Here is a 19,506-nt window from a genome sequence, read left to right on the forward strand (position 1 = left end):
CGACGATACATCATGGCGCCACTCGACGATCGTTAATGACTATATTAAAAATATAATCCATTTTTATTTAATATCTATTTCATAGAGATGCGGCATTATAAGCCTTAAACAATAAAAACATTACATAGGGTAAATTTAGGTAAAAAATAAAGGGTATTTAACAGATTTCTGTTAGTTTAATGTCCTCAAAATCTATCTATAATTACAAGCACCTGCATTGATGGAGAAGCACATGACAGCAACACACGAGGCGGTTAAGACCCGCCACAAGGAGACGTCACTCATTTTCCCGGTTCTGGCACTGGCTGTGCTGCTCTTCTGGGGAAGCAGTCAGTCACTGCCAGTGGTGGTTGGTATCAATATTCTTGCCCTGGTCGGTATTTTAACCAGCGCATTTAGCGTCGTCCGCCATGCGGACGTATTAGCCCATCGTCTGGGCGAGCCGTACGGATCGTTAATTCTCAGCCTCTCCGTTGTGATTCTCGAAGTCAGCCTGATTTCCGCGCTTATGGCGACCGGCGATGCCGCACCGACGCTGATGCGCGATACGCTCTACTCCATCATTATGATTGTGACGGGCGGCCTGGTGGGCTTCTCTCTGCTGCTGGGCGGACGCAAATTTGCGACCCAGTATATGAACCTGTTCGGCATTAAACAGTATCTGATCGCCCTCTTCCCGCTGGCGATTATCGTGCTGGTCTTCCCGATGGCGCTGCCGGGCGCGAATTTTTCTACCGGTCAGGCCCTGCTGGTCGCACTGATTTCTGCCGCCATGTACGGCGTGTTCCTGCTGATTCAGACCAAAACGCACCAGAGCCTGTTTGTCTATGAGCATGAGGACGACAGCGACGACGATGACCCGCATCACGGCAAGCCGTCGGCCCACAGCAGCGCGTGGCATACGGTTTGGCTGATCGTGCATCTGATTGCGGTTATCGCGGTCACCAAGATGAACGCCAACCCGCTGGAGACGCTATTAACCGAGCTGAACGCTCCGGTGGCGTTTACCGGCTTCCTGGTGGCGCTGCTGATCCTTTCTCCGGAAGGTCTCGGGGCGCTGAAGGCGGTGTTGAACAATCAGGTGCAGCGCGCAATGAACCTGTTCTTCGGCTCCGTGCTGGCGACGATTTCACTCACCGTACCGGTAGTGACGCTGATTGCCTTTATGACCGGGAATGAATTGCAGTTTGCGCTGGGCGCGCCGGAGATGATTGTGATGGTCGCCTCGCTGCTGCTGTGCCAGATTTCGTTCTCAACCGGGCGCACTAACGTGCTGAACGGCGCGGCGCATATGGCGCTGTTTATTGCGTATTTGATGACGATCTTTGCGTAGTCTTTTTGCCCAGCGGCGCTTCGCTTGCAGGGCCTACGGGTTTTGTAGGCCGGGTAAGCGCAGCGCCACCCGGCAATATGTTCTATAAAAAAACCCGCCGAAGCGGGTTTTTTATTATTTGCTGGTATCCAGCTCGTCGAAGCTCTTTACCAGATCGTCAATCGCTTTGATCTGCTTCAGGAACGGCTCCAGCTTATCCAGCGGCAGCGCGGACGGGCCGTCGCATTTCGCGTTGGCCGGATCCGGGTGCGCTTCAATGAACAGGCCTGCCAGACCGGTCGCCATACCGGCGCGCGCCAGCTCGGTCACCTGGGCACGACGGCCACCGGACGCGGCGCCGAACGGGTCGCGGCACTGCAGGGCGTGGGTCACGTCGAAAATAACCGGAGACTGGTTAGAGACGTTCTTCATCACGCTGAAGCCCAGCATGTCGACAACCAGGTTGTCGTAGCCGAAGTTTGCGCCACGGTCACACAGGATCACCTTGTCGTTACCGCCTTCGATAAACTTATCGACGATGTTACCCATCTGGCCCGGGCTCACGAACTGTGGTTTTTTCACGTTGATCACGGCACCGGTTTTCGCCATCGCGGCAACCAGGTCGGTCTGGCGAGCCAGGAATGCCGGAAGCTGAATCACGTCAACCACGTCTGCCACCGGCTGCGCCTGCCAGGACTCATGCACGTCGGTGATCACTTTCACGCCAAAGGTCTGCTTCAGCTCCTGGAAAATCTTCATCCCCTCTTCCAGGCCCGGGCCACGGTAAGAGTTGATGGAGGAGCGGTTGGCTTTGTCAAAAGAGGCCTTAAACACGTACGGGATGCCCAGCTTCTGGGTCACGGTCACGTAATGTTCGCAGATACGCATGGCGAGGTCGCGGGATTCCAGCACGTTCATGCCGCCAAACAGCACGAACGGCAGGTCGTTTGCTACCTTGATATCACCAATGCTAACCACTTTTTGTTTCATAGGATCGCCTTATTCAGGTGTGAATCGGAATTAAGTTTAATGCAGTGTAATTTGCTTGTGCGAGATCGCGTTGATCTGTGCACGAATCATTTCGCTAATAGGGTCTTCCGGACACTGCTCGACGAAATAGCTCAGATCGTTCAGCGCCACGTGCTCGCAGTCGAGCTGGGCATAGATCAGCCCGCGGTCGCGAATTTCGTACGGGTCTTCCGGATTAAACTGCAGCAGCACTTCGCTGGCGCGCAGGGCCAGCTCCATCTGACGCTCTTCCATTAACGCGGACTTCAGCGTGTCCAGAAGCTTGCGGATCACTTCGGCGTTATCCGCCTCGTCGAGATCTTCATTAAAGAGCTCGGCTACCGGGCTGATATTGCCTTTCAGCCACACGTCCAGCGTGTGTTCATCCAGCGTGTCGCCGTTGAAGGGATTAATGAGCCACATCTCACCGTCCAGCCACTCCGCCCGCAGGATCATCTGCGTCGGGAAAATGACCGGCACCAGTGGAATATCCAGGCGGTGCGCGACCCACAGCAAAATAGAGCCCAGCGCAACGGCGCTGCCCTGACGATTTTTTAAGACCTGGTCCAGCCATAATGCGTCAGACAGGCGATACACGCCACGCGTGTCGCAGAAACCCCATTCGCCGTAGAAAAGCTCAAGCAGCTTCTCTAATTGCCAGTCCTGCGGGCGCGCCTGATTGATCTCTTCACGCGCCAGGCTGACCAGATTCTCCAGCTCATCGTAGACAAACTGCGACGTGAAATCGTCACGAATCATCTCAGAAATCAGGATCATGCCATCGCAAAGCGGCACTTTATTAAATTCGAAATCGGCTAAGGACTTCATGACTTACCCCAGTAACGCCCGAGCGTACAGCTACGTCCGGGCGCGATAAAACTCAAAACAATGTAGATGATAACGCCAAACCGCCTTTCAGTCAGCCTTACGCCTTTATCAGTAAATGGCAGATAGCCTTGCTTCACGCCCACTGGCCCAGCGTCAGCCGTTCATTTCCGCCGTAGTCGCGGCAGGTTTCAACCGCGCGATAACCCGCTTGCGTAAACAGCGCGCGTACGGCTTCGCCCTGCGTCCAGCCATGTTCCACCAGCAGCCAGCCGCCGGGAAGCAAATGTTTCCGTGACGTTGTCACAATGCGATCGAGATCGGCTAACCCGTTGTTGCCAGCCACCAGCGCCGTCAGCGGCTCGAAGCGAACGTCGCCCTGCGCAAGGTGCGGGTCGTGTTCGTCGATATAGGGCGGGTTGCTGACAATCATCCCGAACGTCTGCTTATCCAGCGCGCTAAACCAGCTGCTCTGCAGCACGGTCACGTTAGTCAGGCCGAGACGCTCCACGTTACGCTGCGCCAGCGCCACCGCGTCGGGCATCACATCCACCGCCGTCACCGCGCAGTCGGGCCGCTCGGTGGCGAGGGCCAGTGCGATAGCGCCCGTACCCGTACCGAGATCGAGAATACTGCAGGCCGCTGAGGGTAAACGCGCCAGCGCCTGCTCGACCAGACATTCCGTATCCGGGCGCGGGATCAGCGTTGCCGCCGAGACGTACAGCGGCAGTGACCAGAACTCACGTTCGCCGACCAGGTGCGCCACCGGCTCGCCGTTTTTACGCCGGGCAAGCAGCGTAGCGAGCCGCGCTTGCTGCTCAGCGGTCAGCAGCGTCTCACCAAATGCCAGCAGGTAGGTGCGGGCTTTACCCGTCACATGCTCCAGCAAAATTTCGGCGTCGCGTTTCGGGCTTTCGCTTTCTGAGAGCTCCCCGGCCGCCTCACGTAACCAGCGCTGAAAATCCATTATTCCTGCTCGGACAGCGCCGCCAGCTGGTCGGCCTGGTATTCCTGCACGATAGGCTCAATCAGCATATCCAGCTTCCCTTCCATCACCTCGTCCAGACGGTACAGCGTCAGGTTGATGCGGTGGTCGGTCACGCGGCCCTGCGGGAAGTTGTAGGTGCGGTTACGGTCGCTGCGATCGCCGCTGCCCAGCAGGTTACGACGCGTAGAGGCTTCCGCCTGCTGGCGTTTCGCCATTTCGGCCGCGTGGATACGCGCGCCCAGTACGGACAAGGCTTTGGCTTTGTTTTTGTGCTGCGAGCGTTCGTCCTGACACTCCACCACAATGCCGGTTGGCAGGTGGGTAATACGGATAGCGGAGTCGGTGGTGTTAACGTGCTGGCCGCCCGCCCCGGAGGAGCGGAAGGTGTCGATGCGCAGGTCCGCCGGGTTGATGTCCGGCAGTTCAGCTTCCGGCAGCTCCGGCATCACCGCCACCGTACAGGCGGAGGTGTGAATGCGGCCCTGAGATTCGGTGGCCGGCACGCGCTGCACGCGGTGGCCGCCGGATTCAAACTTGAGACGGCCGTACGCGCCGTCGCCGCTGATCTTGGCGATAACCTCTTTGTAGCCACCGTGTTCGCCTTCGTTGGCGCTCATGATCTCCACGCGCCAGCGACGCGACTCGGCGTAGCGGCTGTACATGCGGAACAGATCCCCGGCAAACAGCGCCGCTTCGTCACCGCCGGTCCCGGCGCGGACTTCCACAAACGCGTTACGCTCGTCGTTCGGATCTTTCGGCAGCAGCAACACCTGAAGCTGTTGCTCCATCTCTTCGGAACGCGCTTTCGCATCCTGCAGCTCTTCCTGCGCCATCTCGCGCATTTCGGGGTCGTCGAGCATCATCTGCGCGGTTTCGATATCTTCCTGAACCTGTCGCCAGTCGGTAAAGCATTTAGAAACATCACTTAACTGCGCGTATTCACGCGAGAGCGCGCGAAAACGTTCCTGGTCCGCAATGGTCCCGGCATCCCCGAGCAGCGCCTGGACTTCTTCATGGCGCTCGTGCAGAGCTTCCAGTTTAGCGACGATAGAAGGCTTCATAGGCGTAAATGCACCTTGTCTTAGAAAATGGGTATAGGGCGCTATTCCAGCCCGAGGCTGTTGCGCAGAATAGTCAGGCGTTCATCATCCCCGTCACGGGCAGCCTGCTGAAGAGATTTGGTTGGTGCATGGATCAGGCGGTTGGTCAGCTTCCACGCCAGATCCTGCATAATAGCCTGTGCGTCGCCGCCCTGTTCAAGGGCCGCTAACGCTTTGGCAGTCAGGTCATCACGCACCTGCTCCGCCTGCCCGCGGTATTCGCGGATGGTCTCGCTGACGCTTTGCGCGCGCAGCCAGGCCATAAACTCGCTGGTTTCCTGCTCAACGATGGTTTCCGCCTGCACCGCCGCCGCTTTACGCTGGGCAAGGTTGTGCGAAATGATGCTTTGCAGATCGTCCACGCTGTAGAGGTAGGCGTTAGGCAGCTTGCCCACTTCCGGCTCAACGTCGCGCGGAACAGCGATATCCACCAGCAGCATCGGCTGATTACGACGTGACTTCAGCGCGCGCTCCACCATCCCTTTGCCGATAATCGGCAGCGGGCTGGCGGTAGAGCTGATGATAATGTCCGCCTCTTTCAGGCGTTCATCGATGTCGCTCAGGGCCACCACCTCTGCGCCCACTTCATCCGCCAGCACCTGCGCGCGTTCGCGGGTGCGGTTCGCGATAATCATCTTTTTCACCTTATGCTCGCGCAGATGGCGCGCCACAAGTTCGATGGTTTCGCCCGCGCCCACCAGCATCACGGTGACGGTAGACAGGGATTCAAAGATTTGGCGCGCAAGGGTGCAGGCCGCGAAGGCAACGGAAACCGCACTGGCACCAATGTCGGTTTCGGTTCGCACACGCTTCGCCACGGAGAACGATTTCTGGAACATCCGCTCCAGCTCGCTGGCCTTCAAATGCCCTTTTTGCGAATCCGCGAACGCTTTTTTCACCTGCCCCAGAATCTGCGGCTCGCCCAGCACCAGCGAATCCAGCCCGCTGGCGACGCGCATCAGATGGCTGACCGCATCGTTGTCCTGATGCCAGTACAGGCTGTTACGCAGCTCGTCTTCGTTGAGATTGTGGTAGTCGCATAGCCAGCGGATCAGCGCTTCATGCAGGTTGTCCTGCTCTTCCACGCTTAAATAGAGCTCGGTACGGTTGCACGTCGAGAGCACCACGCCACCCTGCACCATCGGTTGGGCAAGCAGGCTGTCAAGCGCCAGGTCAAGCGTATCCGGCGAAAACGTAACGCGTTCTCGCAGCGAAACCGGGGCCGTTTTGTGGTTGATGCCGAGTGCTAATAGGGTCATGTTGAGCGGGAGTAGTACCAGCGTTAATAAGGTTAGCAGAACGCATCATACAGGATGCGCGAGATCAATAAAAGAGACAGCCCCCTTTCGGAGTAATAGCTTACGCATTGCTTTGAGATAATTTGAACGTAGACGGTAGCCCCCTTCGACGCTAGCATTAACAGCTATAACTGCAACGTATCTCAAGGATTTGTCCTCATTATGACCCGACTGATTCGCCTGCTGCCGCTGGCAGCACTGGTTCTGACCGCGTGTACCGTCACCCAGCCAAAAGGCCCCGGCAAAAGCCCTGATTCACCGCAGTGGCGTCAGCACCAGCAGGACGTCCGTAATCTGAAGCAGTACCAGACGCGCGGCGCCTTCGCCTATCTCTCTGATGAACAAAAGGTTTATGCGCGCTTCTTCTGGCAGCAGACGGGCCAGGACAACTATCGCCTGCTGCTGCTGAACCCGCTGGGCAGCACCGAGCTGGAGCTTATCGCGAAGCCGGGTGAAGCGCAGATTACCGATAACAAAGGCCAGCACTACACCGCGACCGATGCCGAAGAGATGATTGGCAAGCTGACCGGGATGCCTATCCCGCTCAACAGCCTGCGCCAGTGGATCCTCGGCCTGCCGGGTGACGCCACCGACTACACCCTGGACGATCGGTATCGTCTGAGCCAGGTGAACTACACCCAGAACGGCAAAACCTGGAAAGTGGTGTACAGCGACTATGACAGCAAGAGTAAACCGTCGCTGCCATCGAATATGGAGCTGACCCAGGGCAGCCAGCGCATCAAGCTGAAAATGGATAACTGGATCGTTAAATGATGACCCACTGGCCCTCTCCGGCAAAACTGAATCTGTTTTTATACATCACCGGCCAGCGGGCTGACGGTTATCACACCCTGCAGACGCTGTTTCAGTTTATTGACTATGGCGACACGATCGCCATTGAGCTGCGCCAGGACGGACAGATTTGCCTGCTCACGCCGGTAGACGGCGTGGCGCATGAGGACAACCTGATCGTGCGCGCCGCGCGCCTGCTGATGAGCGCCGCGGCACAATCGGGTCGTCTGCCTGCGGGAAGCGGTGCGGACATCCGCATCGAGAAGCGTCTGCCGATGGGCGGCGGTCTCGGCGGTGGATCATCTAACGCCGCCACCGTGCTGGTAGCGCTAAACCACCTCTGGGGCTGCGGGCTGTCGCAGGATGAACTGGCCGCCCTGGGCCTGACGCTGGGCGCGGATGTGCCGGTGTTTGTTCGCGGCCATGCGGCCTTTGCTGAAGGCGTGGGTGAGATCCTCACCCCGGCGGAACCGCCGGAGAAGTGGTATCTGGTTGCCCACCCTGGTGTGAGCATTCCGACCCCGGTCATCTTCAAAGATCCTGACCTGAAAAGGAATACCCCGATTCGGTCAATAAAAACGTTATTAAATTGTGAATTCAGCAACGATTGCGAGGATATCGCAAGAAAACGTTTTCGCGAGGTTGATGCGGTGCTTTCCTGGCTGTTAGAATACGCGCCGTCGCGCCTGACCGGTACAGGGGCCTGTGTCTTTGCTGAATTTGACACCGAATCCGCCGCTCGTCAGGTGCTTGAGCAAGCGCCGGACTGGCTGCATGGTTTTGTAGCGCGCGGGATGAACACCTCCCCCCTACAGCAGGCCATTCTGGCGCAGACTGAGTTTCGGTGACAACGTCACCCTGTTCCAGACGTTGCATCGCGCTCTTTAATACACCGCCTGGATAGCCTTCGCCTGGCCCGCACAGTTTTCGGCGAACGCTATCCACCACTGGACGCATGCCTGAGGTTCTTCTCGTGCCTGATATGAAGCTTTTTGCTGGTAACGCCACCCCGGAACTAGCACAACGTATTGCCAACCGCCTGTACACTTCCCTCGGCGACGCCGCCGTAGGTCGCTTTAGCGACGGCGAAGTCAGCGTACAAATCAACGAAAATGTACGCGGTGGTGATATTTTCATCATCCAGTCCACCTGTGCTCCAACGAATGACAACCTGATGGAACTGGTTGTTATGGTCGACGCCCTGCGTCGCGCTTCCGCAGGCCGTATCACTGCCGTTATCCCTTACTTCGGTTATGCCCGCCAGGACCGTCGCGTCCGTTCCGCGCGTGTGCCAATTACCGCTAAAGTTGTCGCTGACTTCCTGTCCAGCGTCGGCGTTGACCGCGTACTGACCGTTGACCTGCACGCAGAGCAGATCCAGGGCTTCTTCGACGTCCCGGTTGATAACGTATTCGGCAGCCCAATCTTGCTGGAAGACATGCTGCAGCTGAACCTGGACAACCCAATCGTGGTTTCTCCGGACATCGGCGGCGTGGTACGTGCTCGTGCTATCGCCAAGCTGCTGAACGATACCGACATGGCGATCATCGACAAACGTCGTCCGCGCGCTAACGTTTCCCAGGTGATGCACATCATCGGTGACGTTGCTGGCCGCGACTGCGTGCTGGTTGACGACATGATCGATACCGGCGGTACGCTGTGTAAAGCCGCTGAAGCGCTGAAAGAGCGTGGTGCCAAGCGCGTATTCGCTTACGCAACTCACCCGATCTTCTCCGGTAACGCGGTAAACAACCTGCGCAACTCCGTCATTGACGAAGTGGTGGTTTGCGATACCATCCCGCTGAGCGACGAGATCAAAGCACTGCCAAACGTGCGTACGTTGACCCTGTCCGGGATGCTGGCCGAAGCGATTCGTCGTATCAGCAACGAAGAATCCATCTCAGCAATGTTCGAACACTGATCGAACACGGCCGAAAAACCCGCTGCGGCGGGTTTTTTTGTTTCCGCCATTCATTGATGCTCTAAATAATTCGTGTTGCAGCAAGGCGACAAGTGAATGAATCCCACGAGCTTACTCAAGTAATTGACTGGGATGAATGAGCGCAGCCAACACAGCTGCAGCGCGAAGTATGACGAGCAATGATTAATGCCTCCTTCACCTGCCATTTATATGACAGATGATGCGCACACGGATGATAGATAATTGTGAAAAACGTAACCTCCTCACATGTTCTGCCCTTTCGCGCCCTCATCGACGCCTGCTGGAAAGAGAAATACACGTCGTCACGCTTTGTTCGTGACCTGATAGCCGGGATCACCGTCGGGATTATTGCCATCCCGCTGGCGATGGCGCTGGCGATTGGCAGCGGCGTCGCGCCGCAGTACGGGCTGTACACCTCGGCCGTTGCGGGGATTGTGATTGCGCTGACGGGCGGGTCTCGCTTCAGCGTCTCCGGCCCGACTGCCGCCTTTGTGGTGATCCTCTACCCGGTTTCCCAGCAGTTCGGTCTGGCTGGCCTGCTCGTTGCCACCCTGATGTCCGGCATCTTTTTAATTCTGTTTGGTCTGGCCCGCTTTGGTCGCCTGATTGAATATATTCCCCTTTCCGTGACGCTGGGATTCACCTCGGGGATTGGGATCACCATCGGAACCATGCAGATCAAGGATTTCCTCGGCCTGCAGATGGCCCATGTTCCGGAGCACTATTTACAGAAAGTGGGCGCGCTGATTATGGCGTTGCCGACGGCCAATCTCGGCGACGCCGCCATCGGGATAGTGACGCTGGGCACGCTGATCGTCTGGCCTCGCCTGGGGATCCGGCTGCCGGGCCATCTGCCCGCGCTGCTGCTGGGCTGCACGGTGATGGCTATCGTCAACATGCTCGGTGGTCATGTCGCGACCATCGGCTCGCAGTTCCACTATGTTCTGGCGGACGGCTCACAGGGCAGCGGCATTCCGCAGCTGCTGCCGCAGCTGGTTCTGCCGTGGGACATGCCGGGCTCAAGCTTCACCCTAAGCTGGGATTCCCTTCGCGCTCTGCTGCCTGCCGCGTTCTCCATGGCAATGCTGGGAGCAATTGAATCCCTGCTCTGCGCCGTCGTGCTCGACGGCATGACCGGCACTAAGCACAAAGCCAACAGCGAGCTGGTCGGCCAGGGCTTAGGGAACATCGTTGCACCGTTCTTCGGCGGTATTACCGCTACGGCTGCGATTGCCCGTTCCGCCGCGAACGTACGTGCGGGCGCGACATCACCGGTTTCCGCAGTCATTCACTCCCTGCTGGTGATCATGGCGCTGCTGATCCTTGCCCCGCTGCTTTCATGGCTTCCGCTCTCGGCCATGGCTGCGCTGCTGCTGATGGTGGCCTGGAACATGAGCGAGGCGCACAAGGTGGTAAACCTGCTGCGTCGCGCGCCGAAAGACGACATCATCGTGATGCTGATCTGCATGTCGCTGACGGTGCTGTTCGATATGGTTATCGCCATCAGCGTCGGCATAGTGCTGGCCTCGCTGCTGTTTATGCGCCGCATTGCGCAAATGACGCGCCTCTCCCCGGTCAACGTTGAGGTGCCTGACGACGTGCTGGTGCTGCGCGTGATTGGTCCGCTGTTCTTCGCCGCGGCGGAAGGCCTGTTCAGCGATCTGGAGTCCCGGATCGCGGGCAAGCGGGTTGTGGTGCTGAAGTGGGATGCCGTACCGGTGCTGGATGCCGGCGGCCTGGACGCCTTCCAGCGCTTTGTTGCGCGGCTGCCGGAAGGCTGCGAACTGCGGGTGAGTAACCTCGAATTCCAGCCGCTGCGCACCATGGCGCGGGCGGGCGTGCAGCCTATCCCTGGCCGACTCTCCTTCTACCCCAACCGCGAAGCCGCGTTAGCGGATCTGTGAGTCACCTGATGCAGAGAAACGTCTCTGCATCATCACCCCAATCGCCTGCTGGAGCCATGCAAGCACGGCAGGCGTCATCCACGTACCCTTCATCAGATGCGGCTCCTGCTGCATGGCCACGCGAAACTTTTGCTGGGTCTCCGGGTTGGTGCCCGCGTACGACTGGAATAATGCCAGCCAGTTTTCGGCCAGCTTTTGCGCTTCATCAGAGGCGGGATCGCTATTTTCCCGCTGCGCCTGGTGTAGTTTCGCCACCAGCGGCGGCCACTCCATCATGCGGTCAAAGTAGTGTGCCCGGGTATAGGCCATCTCATCGGCCGTGAGATACTTCTCCCATATGCTGAGCTTCGATTCAGCAAACGCGCGCGTGATGTAATCCGTCATCTCCGGCGTAATGCCGGTCTGCGCCTGCATCTGCGGTTCAACGCTGTGCATCTCGTTCAGCCGGGTGAGAAACTCAGGCCTGCCCGCCGTATCCTGCTCCAGGCGTACCATCCAGCGCGTCGCCAGGTCCATCGCCCGCGGTTCCATCACGGGAATGCGATCTTCCAGCAGCGCGTTGGCCTCCGCAACCAGCCCCGACCAGATAGCCGCCAGCGCATCCTTCTGCACCGCAAACGGTAGCTGCTGCAACTCTTCTTTACTAAACCAGCGATCGTACATATTCATTAACTCCAGAGTCTGTAGCCAGGATTCCAGATCCGGCGTCGCATCGTCGAGAAGCCCGGAACGCAGCTCCACCAGCCGGTCGCGCAGCGTATGTATGCTGCGCAGCTGTTTATCCAGCAGCGTGATTTGCGCATCGAGTAATTCGGTTAACGACAGCGACGCCTGTTCCAGGAAATCCCTGATTTCAGCAAGTTCCAGCCCCGCTTTTGCCAGCGCCTGAATCATATGCAAACGCTGGACATCCGCCAGGTTGTAAAGACGGTAACCTGCCGCGCTCCTGGCAGAAGGCAGCAACAACCCTGTTTGCTCATAGTGGTGCAATGTCCGCACGGTGATCCCGGCGCGTTTCGCCAGCTCTCCCACCTGAATCAACATAACTGCTCCTTTTTCTTTGCCAGTGGCGCCACTCTGGAGCCTTACGTTACGTGAGGGTCAACCCTTGATGCAAAAAAAAACGACTTCAGATGAAGTCGTTTCGGTATTCTTATGGTGCACTAGCTGTGCTTATGCTGGTCGCGGCGACAGCGTTTGTCGTAGTGGCGCACCCACCAGTATTTATCGCACACTTCCTCATGTCCGCTCATGCGCGCCCCGGCGAGCCACAATACCGCACCGAGGAAGATGCTCAATATCGCGCCATGCGCAAAGTATTGCGGGAGGTCAAGCTGCGGCAGCTGGTTTAAAATTGAATAACCCACGCCGGCTACCATCACGAACAGCCCCAACCCCATCAGCACGTTACCGAGTAACGAAGCGTTTTTGCGTTTCATGTGTCACCTCCGGAACTTTGGGTTGTCAGGGGAAAAGCCCCTAATCCTTGTGTGTAAAGTATAGACAACGCCCCTTTTATGAGTTGCGTGAATGATCACAATTACAGATAACGCCCAAACAAAAGTTTACAAATAACACGTTGAACAGCTTGAAATTCTAATTGTTCAAATCAGAAATTATTCGTATTTCGCTTCGACGATCGCAGAATTTTGTCAAGCGGCGCGCCAGGCAGTAAACTACGCGCCAGATCTGGAACCCATTAGGAATTACCTCGTGACGATTAAACTGATTGTCGGCCTCGCCAACCCGGGCGCAGAGTACGCGGCCACCCGCCACAATGCCGGGGCATGGTACGTCGATCTGCTGGCCGAACGGTTACGTGTTCCCCTGCGTGAAGAACCTAAATTCTTCGGGTATACCTCACGTATTAATCTTGCAGGCGCGGACGTTCGCCTGCTGGTGCCCACCACCTTTATGAACCTGAGCGGTAAAGCCGTGGCGGCTATGGCAACGTTTTATCGCATCAACCCGGATGAAATTCTGGTGGCCCACGATGAGCTGGATCTCCCGCCCGGCGTGGCAAAATTCAAGCTGGGCGGCGGACACGGCGGCCACAACGGCCTTAAGGACATCATCAGCAAGCTGGGCAATAACCCGAATTTCCACCGTTTGCGCGTCGGAATCGGCCATCCGGGCGATAAAAACAAAGTTGTCGGTTTCGTGCTCGGTAAGCCCCCGGTTTCCGAGCAGAAACTGATTGACGAAGCGGTAGACGAGGCGGCGCGCTGCACTGAAATCTGGCTGCAGGACGGCTTAACCAAAGCGACAAACCGCTTGCACGCTTTCAAAGCACAATAATCCGCCCGATACGGCTTTTTTACCGCGCGTCATGCGGGTTACGTGTATAATAGGCGTAGTTATTTACTTTTCATCAATCGGTCATCGATAACGGATTGATTATCAAGATATTAAGGTGATTTAGAAATGGGATTCAAATGCGGTATCGTCGGTCTGCCAAACGTGGGCAAATCCACCCTGTTTAACGCGCTTACCAAAGCGGGTATCGAAGCGGCGAACTTCCCGTTCTGTACCATCGAACCTAACACCGGCGTTGTGCCAATGCCGGACCCGCGTCTGGACCAGCTCGCGGAAATCGTGAAGCCGCAGCGCATTCTGCCAACCACCATGGAATTCGTGGACATCGCGGGCCTGGTAAAAGGCGCATCCAAAGGTGAAGGCCTGGGCAACCAGTTCCTGACCAACATTCGTGAAACCGAAGCGATCGGCCACGTTGTGCGCTGCTTCGAGAACGACAACATCATCCACGTTAACAACAAAGTGGATCCGGCTGACGACATCGACGTCATCAACACCGAGCTGGCGCTCTCTGACCTCGACACCTGCGAACGCGCGATTCACCGCGTGCAGAAGAAAGCCAAAGGCGGCGACAAGGACGCGAAAGCGGAACTGGCTGCGCTGGAAAAATGCCTGCCGCAGCTGGAAAACGCGGGCATGCTGCGCGCGCTGAAAAACCTGACTGACGAAGACAAGGCGGCGATCAAATACCTGAGCTTCCTGACCCTGAAGCCAACCATGTACATCGCCAACGTTAACGAAGACGGTTTCGAGAACAACCCGTACCTCGACAAAGTACGTGAAATCGCCGCGGCGGAAGGTTCTGTCGTTGTGGCTGTATGCGCTGCCGTTGAATCCGACATCGCCGAGCTGGACGACGCCGACCGTGAAGAGTTCATGGCCGAGCTGGGTCTGGAAGAGCCTGGCCTGAACCGCGTGATCCGCGCAGGCTATGAGCTGCTGAACCTGCAAACCTACTTCACCGCTGGCGTGAAGGAAGTGCGTGCGTGGACCATCCCTGTGGGTGCAACTGCGCCTCAGGCGGCTGGTAAGATCCACACCGACTTCGAGAAAGGCTTTATTCGTGCGCAGACTATCGCGTTTGAAGACTTCATCACCTACAAGGGTGAGCAAGGCGCGAAAGAAGCAGGCAAGATGCGTGCGGAAGGGAAAGATTACATCGTTAAAGATGGCGATGTGATGAACTTCCTGTTCAACGTTTAATTTGTTTGATCGAAAAAAATCCACGCCCTGGCGTGGATTTTTTTATTCCGGGGTTAAAACACATTTTTTAATAGTTCTGTTTTCATGCTGGGTTCAAAGGGAATGATCTCAACAGTCGCAAGCTTTAATTTCTGAAAAGGATCCTCGCGTAGTCGCTCTTCAAGAGAGGCAAGACTCTCAGATTTAGCAAGAATGACGCCACCGTTTCTTGGGATCCGTCTACCGGACGCCAGGAAAATCCCCTCTGAATACCCCTTTTTTAGCCACTCAACATGAGCGGGAATCGCTGCGTCAATCTCTTCGAGTGGTTTGATATAGGTTAAAATGACAATGTAAACCGTGCTCATCCTTAGCCTCTCAGTTCTGTTTTAAACCGCTTGTTGGAACTGCTTATGCGGCCCTCTTTGGCTACCGATTATTGTTATCGTTTTTTGGCGCTTTTGATGTTAATACGCAGGGCCCAATTGAGACAAAGCATTACGCTTCATATCCCAGGAATAAAACCAATCATGCCACCCGTTTTGCTTTTCCGCATAGCTACAGACTACAACCACTTCTTTTGACCGGTTGAATGTTAAGTAATAGAAAGTCGCACCTTCAGGAGGTGCAGACCAAAATAGTTTTTCGCCCTGCGCATTGAAGATGGTCAAAACGGTTGGTAGTGGCTTTGAGTGGCTTAACGCAAAGACTAACTGCCGTGTCGAGTCGACCATTGCATAGTCTAAAAATGGCATACTAATCAGTATTTTACTTTCACCACATGCCCATTGAAGCAGGTCATTTTCTTTAATACAAATGAGATTTTCAATCACAGGTAACCTAAACTTTTATAGTTTGATCTGTTTCAAATCACCGTCAAAAAGCCCCACAAGATATACCCGGTATCGGGCTGGTTGCACTTCTTTATACGTTAATACAGTGGAAAACTCTTTTAAACACTTTGAACATGAGTTTTTCGAAACATCTAATTGGCTTTCATCATAACTATATTTCTTATTTTCACTAACAAGCTTTACACCTTTCATTTTCTTAACCAAAAAGCATTTTACCTCTTCAGAGAGCGTGTCAAACTCATATGAGTTTACGACAGAGTAGACTATTACGCCCTCGCATTCAGGGCATGCTATTTTTGCGCCATAATCTATAAAGTCATTATCAATGCCATCCAGCACTAACATCTTCTTCTTCAGTCGATTAGTTAATTTCATTTTTATTGAGCCTTTAAGTTATTAATAGATAAAGTAAGGCGAGAAGAAAATGAGGTATTTTATTAATTAATGACATTATTTATGTCAAACATTCCATTAGATATAAATACCACAATCGAAGCTTTTTTCATTAGACTGTACAACAATACTTCCCCATTCATGCGCCCATTGAAATCCATATGGGGGATTGATAATTTTAAGCTTAGGCTTTGAGGTTATTTCACTCTCAACCCATGCTGTCAAACGCTGCTGCTCATCCGATAAATTACCCAGGCTTGCCCTTTTATCCCAATCATTTAGCGTTTTATAAAAACTTCCACCCTTACTAGTAAGGAATAATGATGGGGTAAAAGAAAATGCTGAGGGCATAGTTCCAAAATGAAAGTTTGATCTTTCCATTTAATATTATCGATAGCGAAATAGAAAAGAGCCTATTTTAGTCAATGGCGAGAAGAACTTGTAAAATGCGGAATTTATAAAAGTATCAACATCTTTTAATTCGATTGGATAGTTGTTGATTGCTACAAATCCAGTATGAACATTAAGTTTCATTTCTAACATATCTAAACAACCTTGCCTGGAAGTGACTACGTTATATTCCAAACTATATATATCCCATGATTAAATGACTTTATCTCATATGAGACTGAAACCCGCCCCCACTCAAAGTTCCACCTAATCATGTCTGTTTCCGTGGTATCAGGCGTGTCCAGGTTTAGTGATTCTTTCAGCCAATCAGACAGGCTTTTCACTGATTCATTTAGCATGTGAATATTAGTTCGAGCGTTCCAATCATTTAATGCGTTATAGTATTGACTGTTTTTTATCAACAAGATGAAGCATAAAAGGAAAATGATAGCACACTGTGCGTAGAGTAACTTGAAATTCTTTGTCGAAAAACGCTACTGAGTCAACAAGGTAGTGATTAGGCATGGTTTTCTTTATAGCTTTGCGCTTAACTAATTCGTAGTATAAATCACATTTACAAAAGCCTTCTTTAGTATCAATTTCCAAAGGCAGACCATCAAGATTTAGTTCACCTGTAATCGGTTTAAATTTTAATTCAATCATTTTGCCTTGTTCTACTTTTGAATGCCTAACACGAGATTATAACTAAATAAACTACAACATGATGGCATCCATATAAAGAAGCATTTCCGCGTACAGATTACACGTGTTATATGCAAGGCTCACACTGCATTTTCCACTACGCAACTAAAATACACCTGCATCAATTATTGCATTACGCCACACCGTTATAATCATTTCAATCTAATCTACATGACAATAAATCTTTATTGCCAATGGTGCAATAAATCAATCCACATTTCCTTTTCTCCAGAGATAACTTTAATGTTACCCCTATTTTCTTTTACATACTCCATGTACGTTTCATAAATAGCTCTTATAGTCACGGTTTTTTCAGAGCGAGAACCTTCAATCAGAGTCATTAGTTTTTCTAAATAAATTAATGAATCCACTCTTTCGTTGAAAAAAACTTTGAGGTAATCGAGCACTTCATTATATGAATCGTAATTCATTATTCCTCCGGAAGAATATCAATTTTATCGAAAATAATTGTCCGTTTTTCTGCATGCATTTGTTCTACGCCCCCCTTTCCGTATTGCGGATAAGCATGCGTAAATTGTTCTAATGGTGCACCTATTTCATCTCCAAACATTCTTGGATGCCTCACTTGAGGAGTACCATTTTCATAAAGTTGCAATGTATCAAATGTTCCTCTAATCCTTGCATCACTCCAAGAGACATCCGCTGGTAACGTCGGATCAACTTTATCGGGACCTTTTATCTGAAACGCATCACGAGCCGCTTTACCCGTTTCAAATTTTTCGAATCCAAAATACGTTACGGGCGCTTTTTTTGTTTCGAGAAGACCAGGCACCCATTTATCTAAACTGCCATCGTCATTCAAATATCGAACATAACGATAAGCAGTTGAAGGCATTGTAGCGCTTGGTCCCGCTGGACCGACATAGAAATCAGGCTTCGTTTTACCGCTACACTCACGGCTCAACCCCCACGGATCCACCCACCCCAGCGCATTCGGCGCATACTGGTAAAGGTTAATCCCCCCCGCCAGCCCTATCGGGTCCTGCTGCGTAAACCGCCCGCAGTCCGGGTCGTAATACCGGAACAGATTGTAGTGCAGCCCTGTCTCACGGTCCAGGTATTGCCCCTGCATGCGCAGGTTCTGAGAATATCCTGATACCTGCGTTTCGCTTTCCCGAAGCAGCTTGCCCCAGGCGCTGTTCACACCTTCCCAGCGCACCTGCCCTTCGCTATCCGTCATCCGCTCCGGCGTGCCGTTCGGCTGGCAGTGGAACCAGAAAATCTCCGGGGGATCAACGCCATCGATACGCGCCAGCGGGTCGTAGCTGTCCTGCTCGCTATAAACGTAGGTCAGCGGCACGTCTCCGTGCAGCTCCTGCAGCAGACGGAACCCTTCCCAGACAAACCGGGTGGTGACCGGCTTACCGGTTGGCTGTCCGCCCAGCATCTGGCGTCGCATTTTGCTGATGCGCCGCCCGAGCGGATCGTAGCGGAAGCTGACCTGCATCTGCGGCCTGTTGCGGTCCCGCGGCTGGCTGATGACCTCCGTCAGGCGATGTTCGCCGTCGTAGCGGTAGTGCCAGCGGGTCTGGCCGTTATCCTTCTCCACGGTGCGGCCGTGGATGTCATAGCGCCAGCGAATGCCGTTCAGCTGCGTCAGGCGGTTGTGCGTGACCTTCTCAGCAGAACCTTCGAGCGGGTTACCGGCGGCATCCCAGCGGCGGGACCAGCGGCGCGGCGACGGGCGCTGGGCATTGCCGGTAAAGTCGTCCCGGCGATACAGTCGACCAAGACGATCGTATTCGCTGCAGGTGATCGGCAGCACCTGGGTGCGACTGGTCTCGCGGTGCAGTTCGTCGCAGGTATACTGGCAGCTTATTAAGGATAAAGGTTAGCAAGGAGTGGAAGAGGCGGCTCGAATGCGTGCTTAAGGTAAAGATTACATCATAAAAGATGGCGATGTGATGAACTTCTTGTTTAACGTTTGATTTGTTTTGAATGAAAAAAATCCACGCTTTGGCGTGGATTTTTTATTGCAGGATCAAAACACATTGCCTAAAAATTCTGCCTTCATGCTGGGTTCAAAAGGAATGATTTCGGCAGTCGCAAGCTTTAACCTCTGAAAAGGATCCTCGCGTAGTCGCTCTTCAAGAGAGGCAAGATTCTCAGATTTAGCGAGAATGACTCCACCGTTTCTTGGGATCCGTCTACCGGACGCCAGGAAAATCCCCTCTGAATACCCCTTTTTTAGCCACTCCACATGAGCGGGAATCGCTGCGTCAATCTCTTCGAGTGGTTTGATATAGGTTAAAATGACAATGTAAACCGTGCTCATCCTTTTCATCTCAGCTCTGTTTTTTTAACTTTTATCCTATGATTAAATGACCTTATCTTGTATGAGACTGAAATTCGCCCCCACTCAAAGTTCCACCTAATCATGACTGTTTCCGTGGTATCACGGTTCATCCAGTTTAGTGATTCTTTCTGCCAATCAGACAAGTTTTTTTACTGAGTTAATTTCCGGTAGGCACTCGCAACC

21 protein-coding genes and 3 pseudogenes are annotated in these 19,506 nt (G+C 53.8%); 8 read left to right on the forward strand and 16 right to left on the reverse strand.

Translation table 11 applies throughout. The features are described from left to right. Nucleotides 1–232 precede the first annotated feature (232 nt). The gene (gene chaA / locus FY206_RS14065) at nt 233–1,333 is read left to right on the forward strand and encodes a sodium-potassium/proton antiporter ChaA (protein WP_024907071.1); all 1,101 of its coding nucleotides are present in this window, start codon (nt 233–235) and stop codon (nt 1,331–1,333) included. 114 nt (nt 1,334–1,447) lie between these two features. Here chaA and kdsA read toward each other — a convergent pair whose 3' ends face one another. The 6 genes and pseudogenes from kdsA to hemA form a co-directional block, all read right to left on the reverse strand. Beyond that, nucleotides 1,448–2,302 (reverse strand): 3-deoxy-8-phosphooctulonate synthase, encoded by an 855-nt coding sequence (gene kdsA / locus FY206_RS14070; protein WP_032641064.1) that lies wholly within the window; start codon nt 2,300–2,302, stop codon nt 1,448–1,450. A 36-nt stretch (nt 2,303–2,338) separates the two neighbouring features. Beyond that, on the reverse strand, nt 2,339–3,148 hold the full coding sequence (gene sirB1 / locus FY206_RS14075) for an invasion regulator SirB1 (protein ID WP_032641067.1): 810 nt from the start codon (nt 3,146–3,148) through the stop codon (nt 2,339–2,341). A gap of 32 nt (nt 3,149–3,180) precedes the next feature. Beyond that, nucleotides 3,181–3,273, reverse strand: a pseudogene (locus tag FY206_RS25575) (siroheme synthase); the annotation flags it as partial. An 8-nt stretch (nt 3,274–3,281) separates the two neighbouring features. Next, on the reverse strand, nt 3,282–4,112 hold the full coding sequence (gene prmC, locus FY206_RS14085; protein WP_032641068.1) for a peptide chain release factor N(5)-glutamine methyltransferase: 831 nt from the start codon (nt 4,110–4,112) through the stop codon (nt 3,282–3,284). Further along, entirely contained in the window at nt 4,112–5,194 is a 1,083-nt protein-coding gene (gene prfA, locus FY206_RS14090) for a peptide chain release factor 1 (protein WP_032641070.1), read from the reverse strand. Before prfA ends, prmC begins: the two co-directional genes overlap by 1 nt. Before the next feature lie 41 nt (nt 5,195–5,235). Then, entirely contained in the window at nt 5,236–6,492 is a 1,257-nt protein-coding gene (gene hemA, locus FY206_RS14095) for a glutamyl-tRNA reductase (RefSeq protein WP_032641072.1), read from the reverse strand. 201 nt (nt 6,493–6,693) lie between these two features. On the opposite strand from hemA, the gene lolB reads away from it, so the two are divergent. The 4 genes from lolB to dauA all read left to right on the forward strand — a co-directional run bounded on the left by lolB (nt 6,694) and on the right by dauA (nt 11,169). Further along, complete coding sequence (gene lolB / locus FY206_RS14100; RefSeq protein ID WP_032641074.1) at nt 6,694–7,305, forward strand: lipoprotein insertase outer membrane protein LolB; 612 nt, start codon at nt 6,694–6,696, stop codon at nt 7,303–7,305. Beyond that, nucleotides 7,302–8,171, forward strand: coding sequence for a 4-(cytidine 5'-diphospho)-2-C-methyl-D-erythritol kinase (gene ispE / locus FY206_RS14105; RefSeq protein ID WP_032641077.1), 870 nt, complete (start codon nt 7,302–7,304; stop codon nt 8,169–8,171). The genes lolB and ispE overlap by 4 nt, the downstream gene beginning before the upstream one ends. Before the next feature lie 125 nt (nt 8,172–8,296). Further along, nucleotides 8,297–9,244 (forward strand): ribose-phosphate diphosphokinase, encoded by a 948-nt coding sequence (gene prs, locus FY206_RS14110; RefSeq protein WP_003856663.1) that lies wholly within the window; start codon nt 8,297–8,299, stop codon nt 9,242–9,244. Between the two features lie 245 nt (nt 9,245–9,489). After that, nucleotides 9,490–11,169 (forward strand): C4-dicarboxylic acid transporter DauA, encoded by a 1,680-nt coding sequence (gene dauA / locus FY206_RS14115; RefSeq protein ID WP_032641080.1) that lies wholly within the window; start codon nt 9,490–9,492, stop codon nt 11,167–11,169. Here dauA and FY206_RS14120 read toward each other — a convergent pair. After that, nucleotides 11,155–12,213, reverse strand: coding sequence for a MerR family transcriptional regulator (locus tag FY206_RS14120; RefSeq protein WP_032641082.1), 1,059 nt, complete (start codon nt 12,211–12,213; stop codon nt 11,155–11,157). The two genes, dauA and FY206_RS14120, sit on opposite strands and share 15 nt — an antisense overlap. A 119-nt stretch (nt 12,214–12,332) precedes the next feature. After that, complete coding sequence (gene ychH / locus FY206_RS14125; RefSeq protein WP_023336004.1) at nt 12,333–12,608, reverse strand: stress-induced protein YchH; 276 nt, start codon at nt 12,606–12,608, stop codon at nt 12,333–12,335. 274 nt (nt 12,609–12,882) lie between these two features. On the opposite strand from ychH, the gene pth reads away from it, so the two are divergent. Next, complete coding sequence (gene pth / locus FY206_RS14130) at nt 12,883–13,467, forward strand: aminoacyl-tRNA hydrolase (protein ID WP_032641084.1); 585 nt, start codon at nt 12,883–12,885, stop codon at nt 13,465–13,467. Between the two features lie 126 nt (nt 13,468–13,593). Then, nucleotides 13,594–14,688 (forward strand): redox-regulated ATPase YchF, encoded by a 1,095-nt coding sequence (gene ychF, locus FY206_RS14135; RefSeq protein ID WP_003856650.1) that lies wholly within the window; start codon nt 13,594–13,596, stop codon nt 14,686–14,688. Nucleotides 14,689–14,741: 53 nt separating this feature from the next. Here ychF and FY206_RS14140 read toward each other — a convergent pair whose 3' ends face one another. The 7 genes and pseudogenes from FY206_RS14140 to FY206_RS14170 all read right to left on the reverse strand — a co-directional run. Continuing rightward, nucleotides 14,742–15,035: a YciI family protein gene (locus FY206_RS14140; protein WP_032641086.1), complete on the reverse strand. Its 294-nt coding sequence runs from the start codon at nt 15,033–15,035 to the stop codon at nt 14,742–14,744. 99 nt (nt 15,036–15,134) lie between these two features. Continuing rightward, entirely contained in the window at nt 15,135–15,500 is a 366-nt protein-coding gene (locus FY206_RS14145; RefSeq protein WP_072001209.1) for a hypothetical protein, read from the reverse strand. Between the two features lie 15 nt (nt 15,501–15,515). Next, a complete protein-coding gene (locus FY206_RS14150; RefSeq protein WP_032641088.1) occupies nt 15,516–15,896 on the reverse strand; it encodes a hypothetical protein in 381 nt (126 codons plus the stop codon). Nucleotides 15,897–15,992: 96 nt separating this feature from the next. Beyond that, a complete protein-coding gene (locus FY206_RS14155; protein WP_229267753.1) occupies nt 15,993–16,295 on the reverse strand; it encodes a hypothetical protein in 303 nt (100 codons plus the stop codon). 405 nt (nt 16,296–16,700) lie between these two features. Then, on the reverse strand, nt 16,701–16,967 hold the full coding sequence (locus FY206_RS25580; protein ID WP_229267755.1) for a hypothetical protein: 267 nt from the start codon (nt 16,965–16,967) through the stop codon (nt 16,701–16,703). A gap of 224 nt (nt 16,968–17,191) precedes the next feature. Next, nucleotides 17,192–17,437, reverse strand: a complete 246-nt coding sequence (locus FY206_RS14165; RefSeq protein WP_032641090.1) for a hypothetical protein — start codon at nt 17,435–17,437, stop codon at nt 17,192–17,194. Beyond that, nucleotides 17,437–18,834: pseudogene (locus tag FY206_RS14170) on the reverse strand (RHS repeat domain-containing protein); the annotation flags it as partial. The pseudogene FY206_RS14170 and the gene FY206_RS14165, both read right to left, overlap by 1 nt. A gap of 28 nt (nt 18,835–18,862) precedes the next feature. Between FY206_RS14170 and FY206_RS14175 the strand changes: the two are divergent. Further along, a pseudogene (locus FY206_RS14175) lies at nt 18,863–18,955 on the forward strand (DUF933 domain-containing protein); the annotation flags it as partial. Between the two features lie 53 nt (nt 18,956–19,008). On the opposite strand, the gene FY206_RS14180 reads toward FY206_RS14175, so the two are convergent. Then, on the reverse strand, nt 19,009–19,302 hold the full coding sequence (locus FY206_RS14180; RefSeq protein WP_045890519.1) for a YciI family protein: 294 nt from the start codon (nt 19,300–19,302) through the stop codon (nt 19,009–19,011). Between the last annotated feature and the right edge of the window lie 204 nt (nt 19,303–19,506).

Origin of the sequence: Enterobacter chengduensis (assembly GCF_001984825.2) — a bacterium.
In the GTDB taxonomy this organism is placed as follows: Bacteria; Pseudomonadota; Gammaproteobacteria; order Enterobacterales; family Enterobacteriaceae; genus Enterobacter; species Enterobacter chengduensis.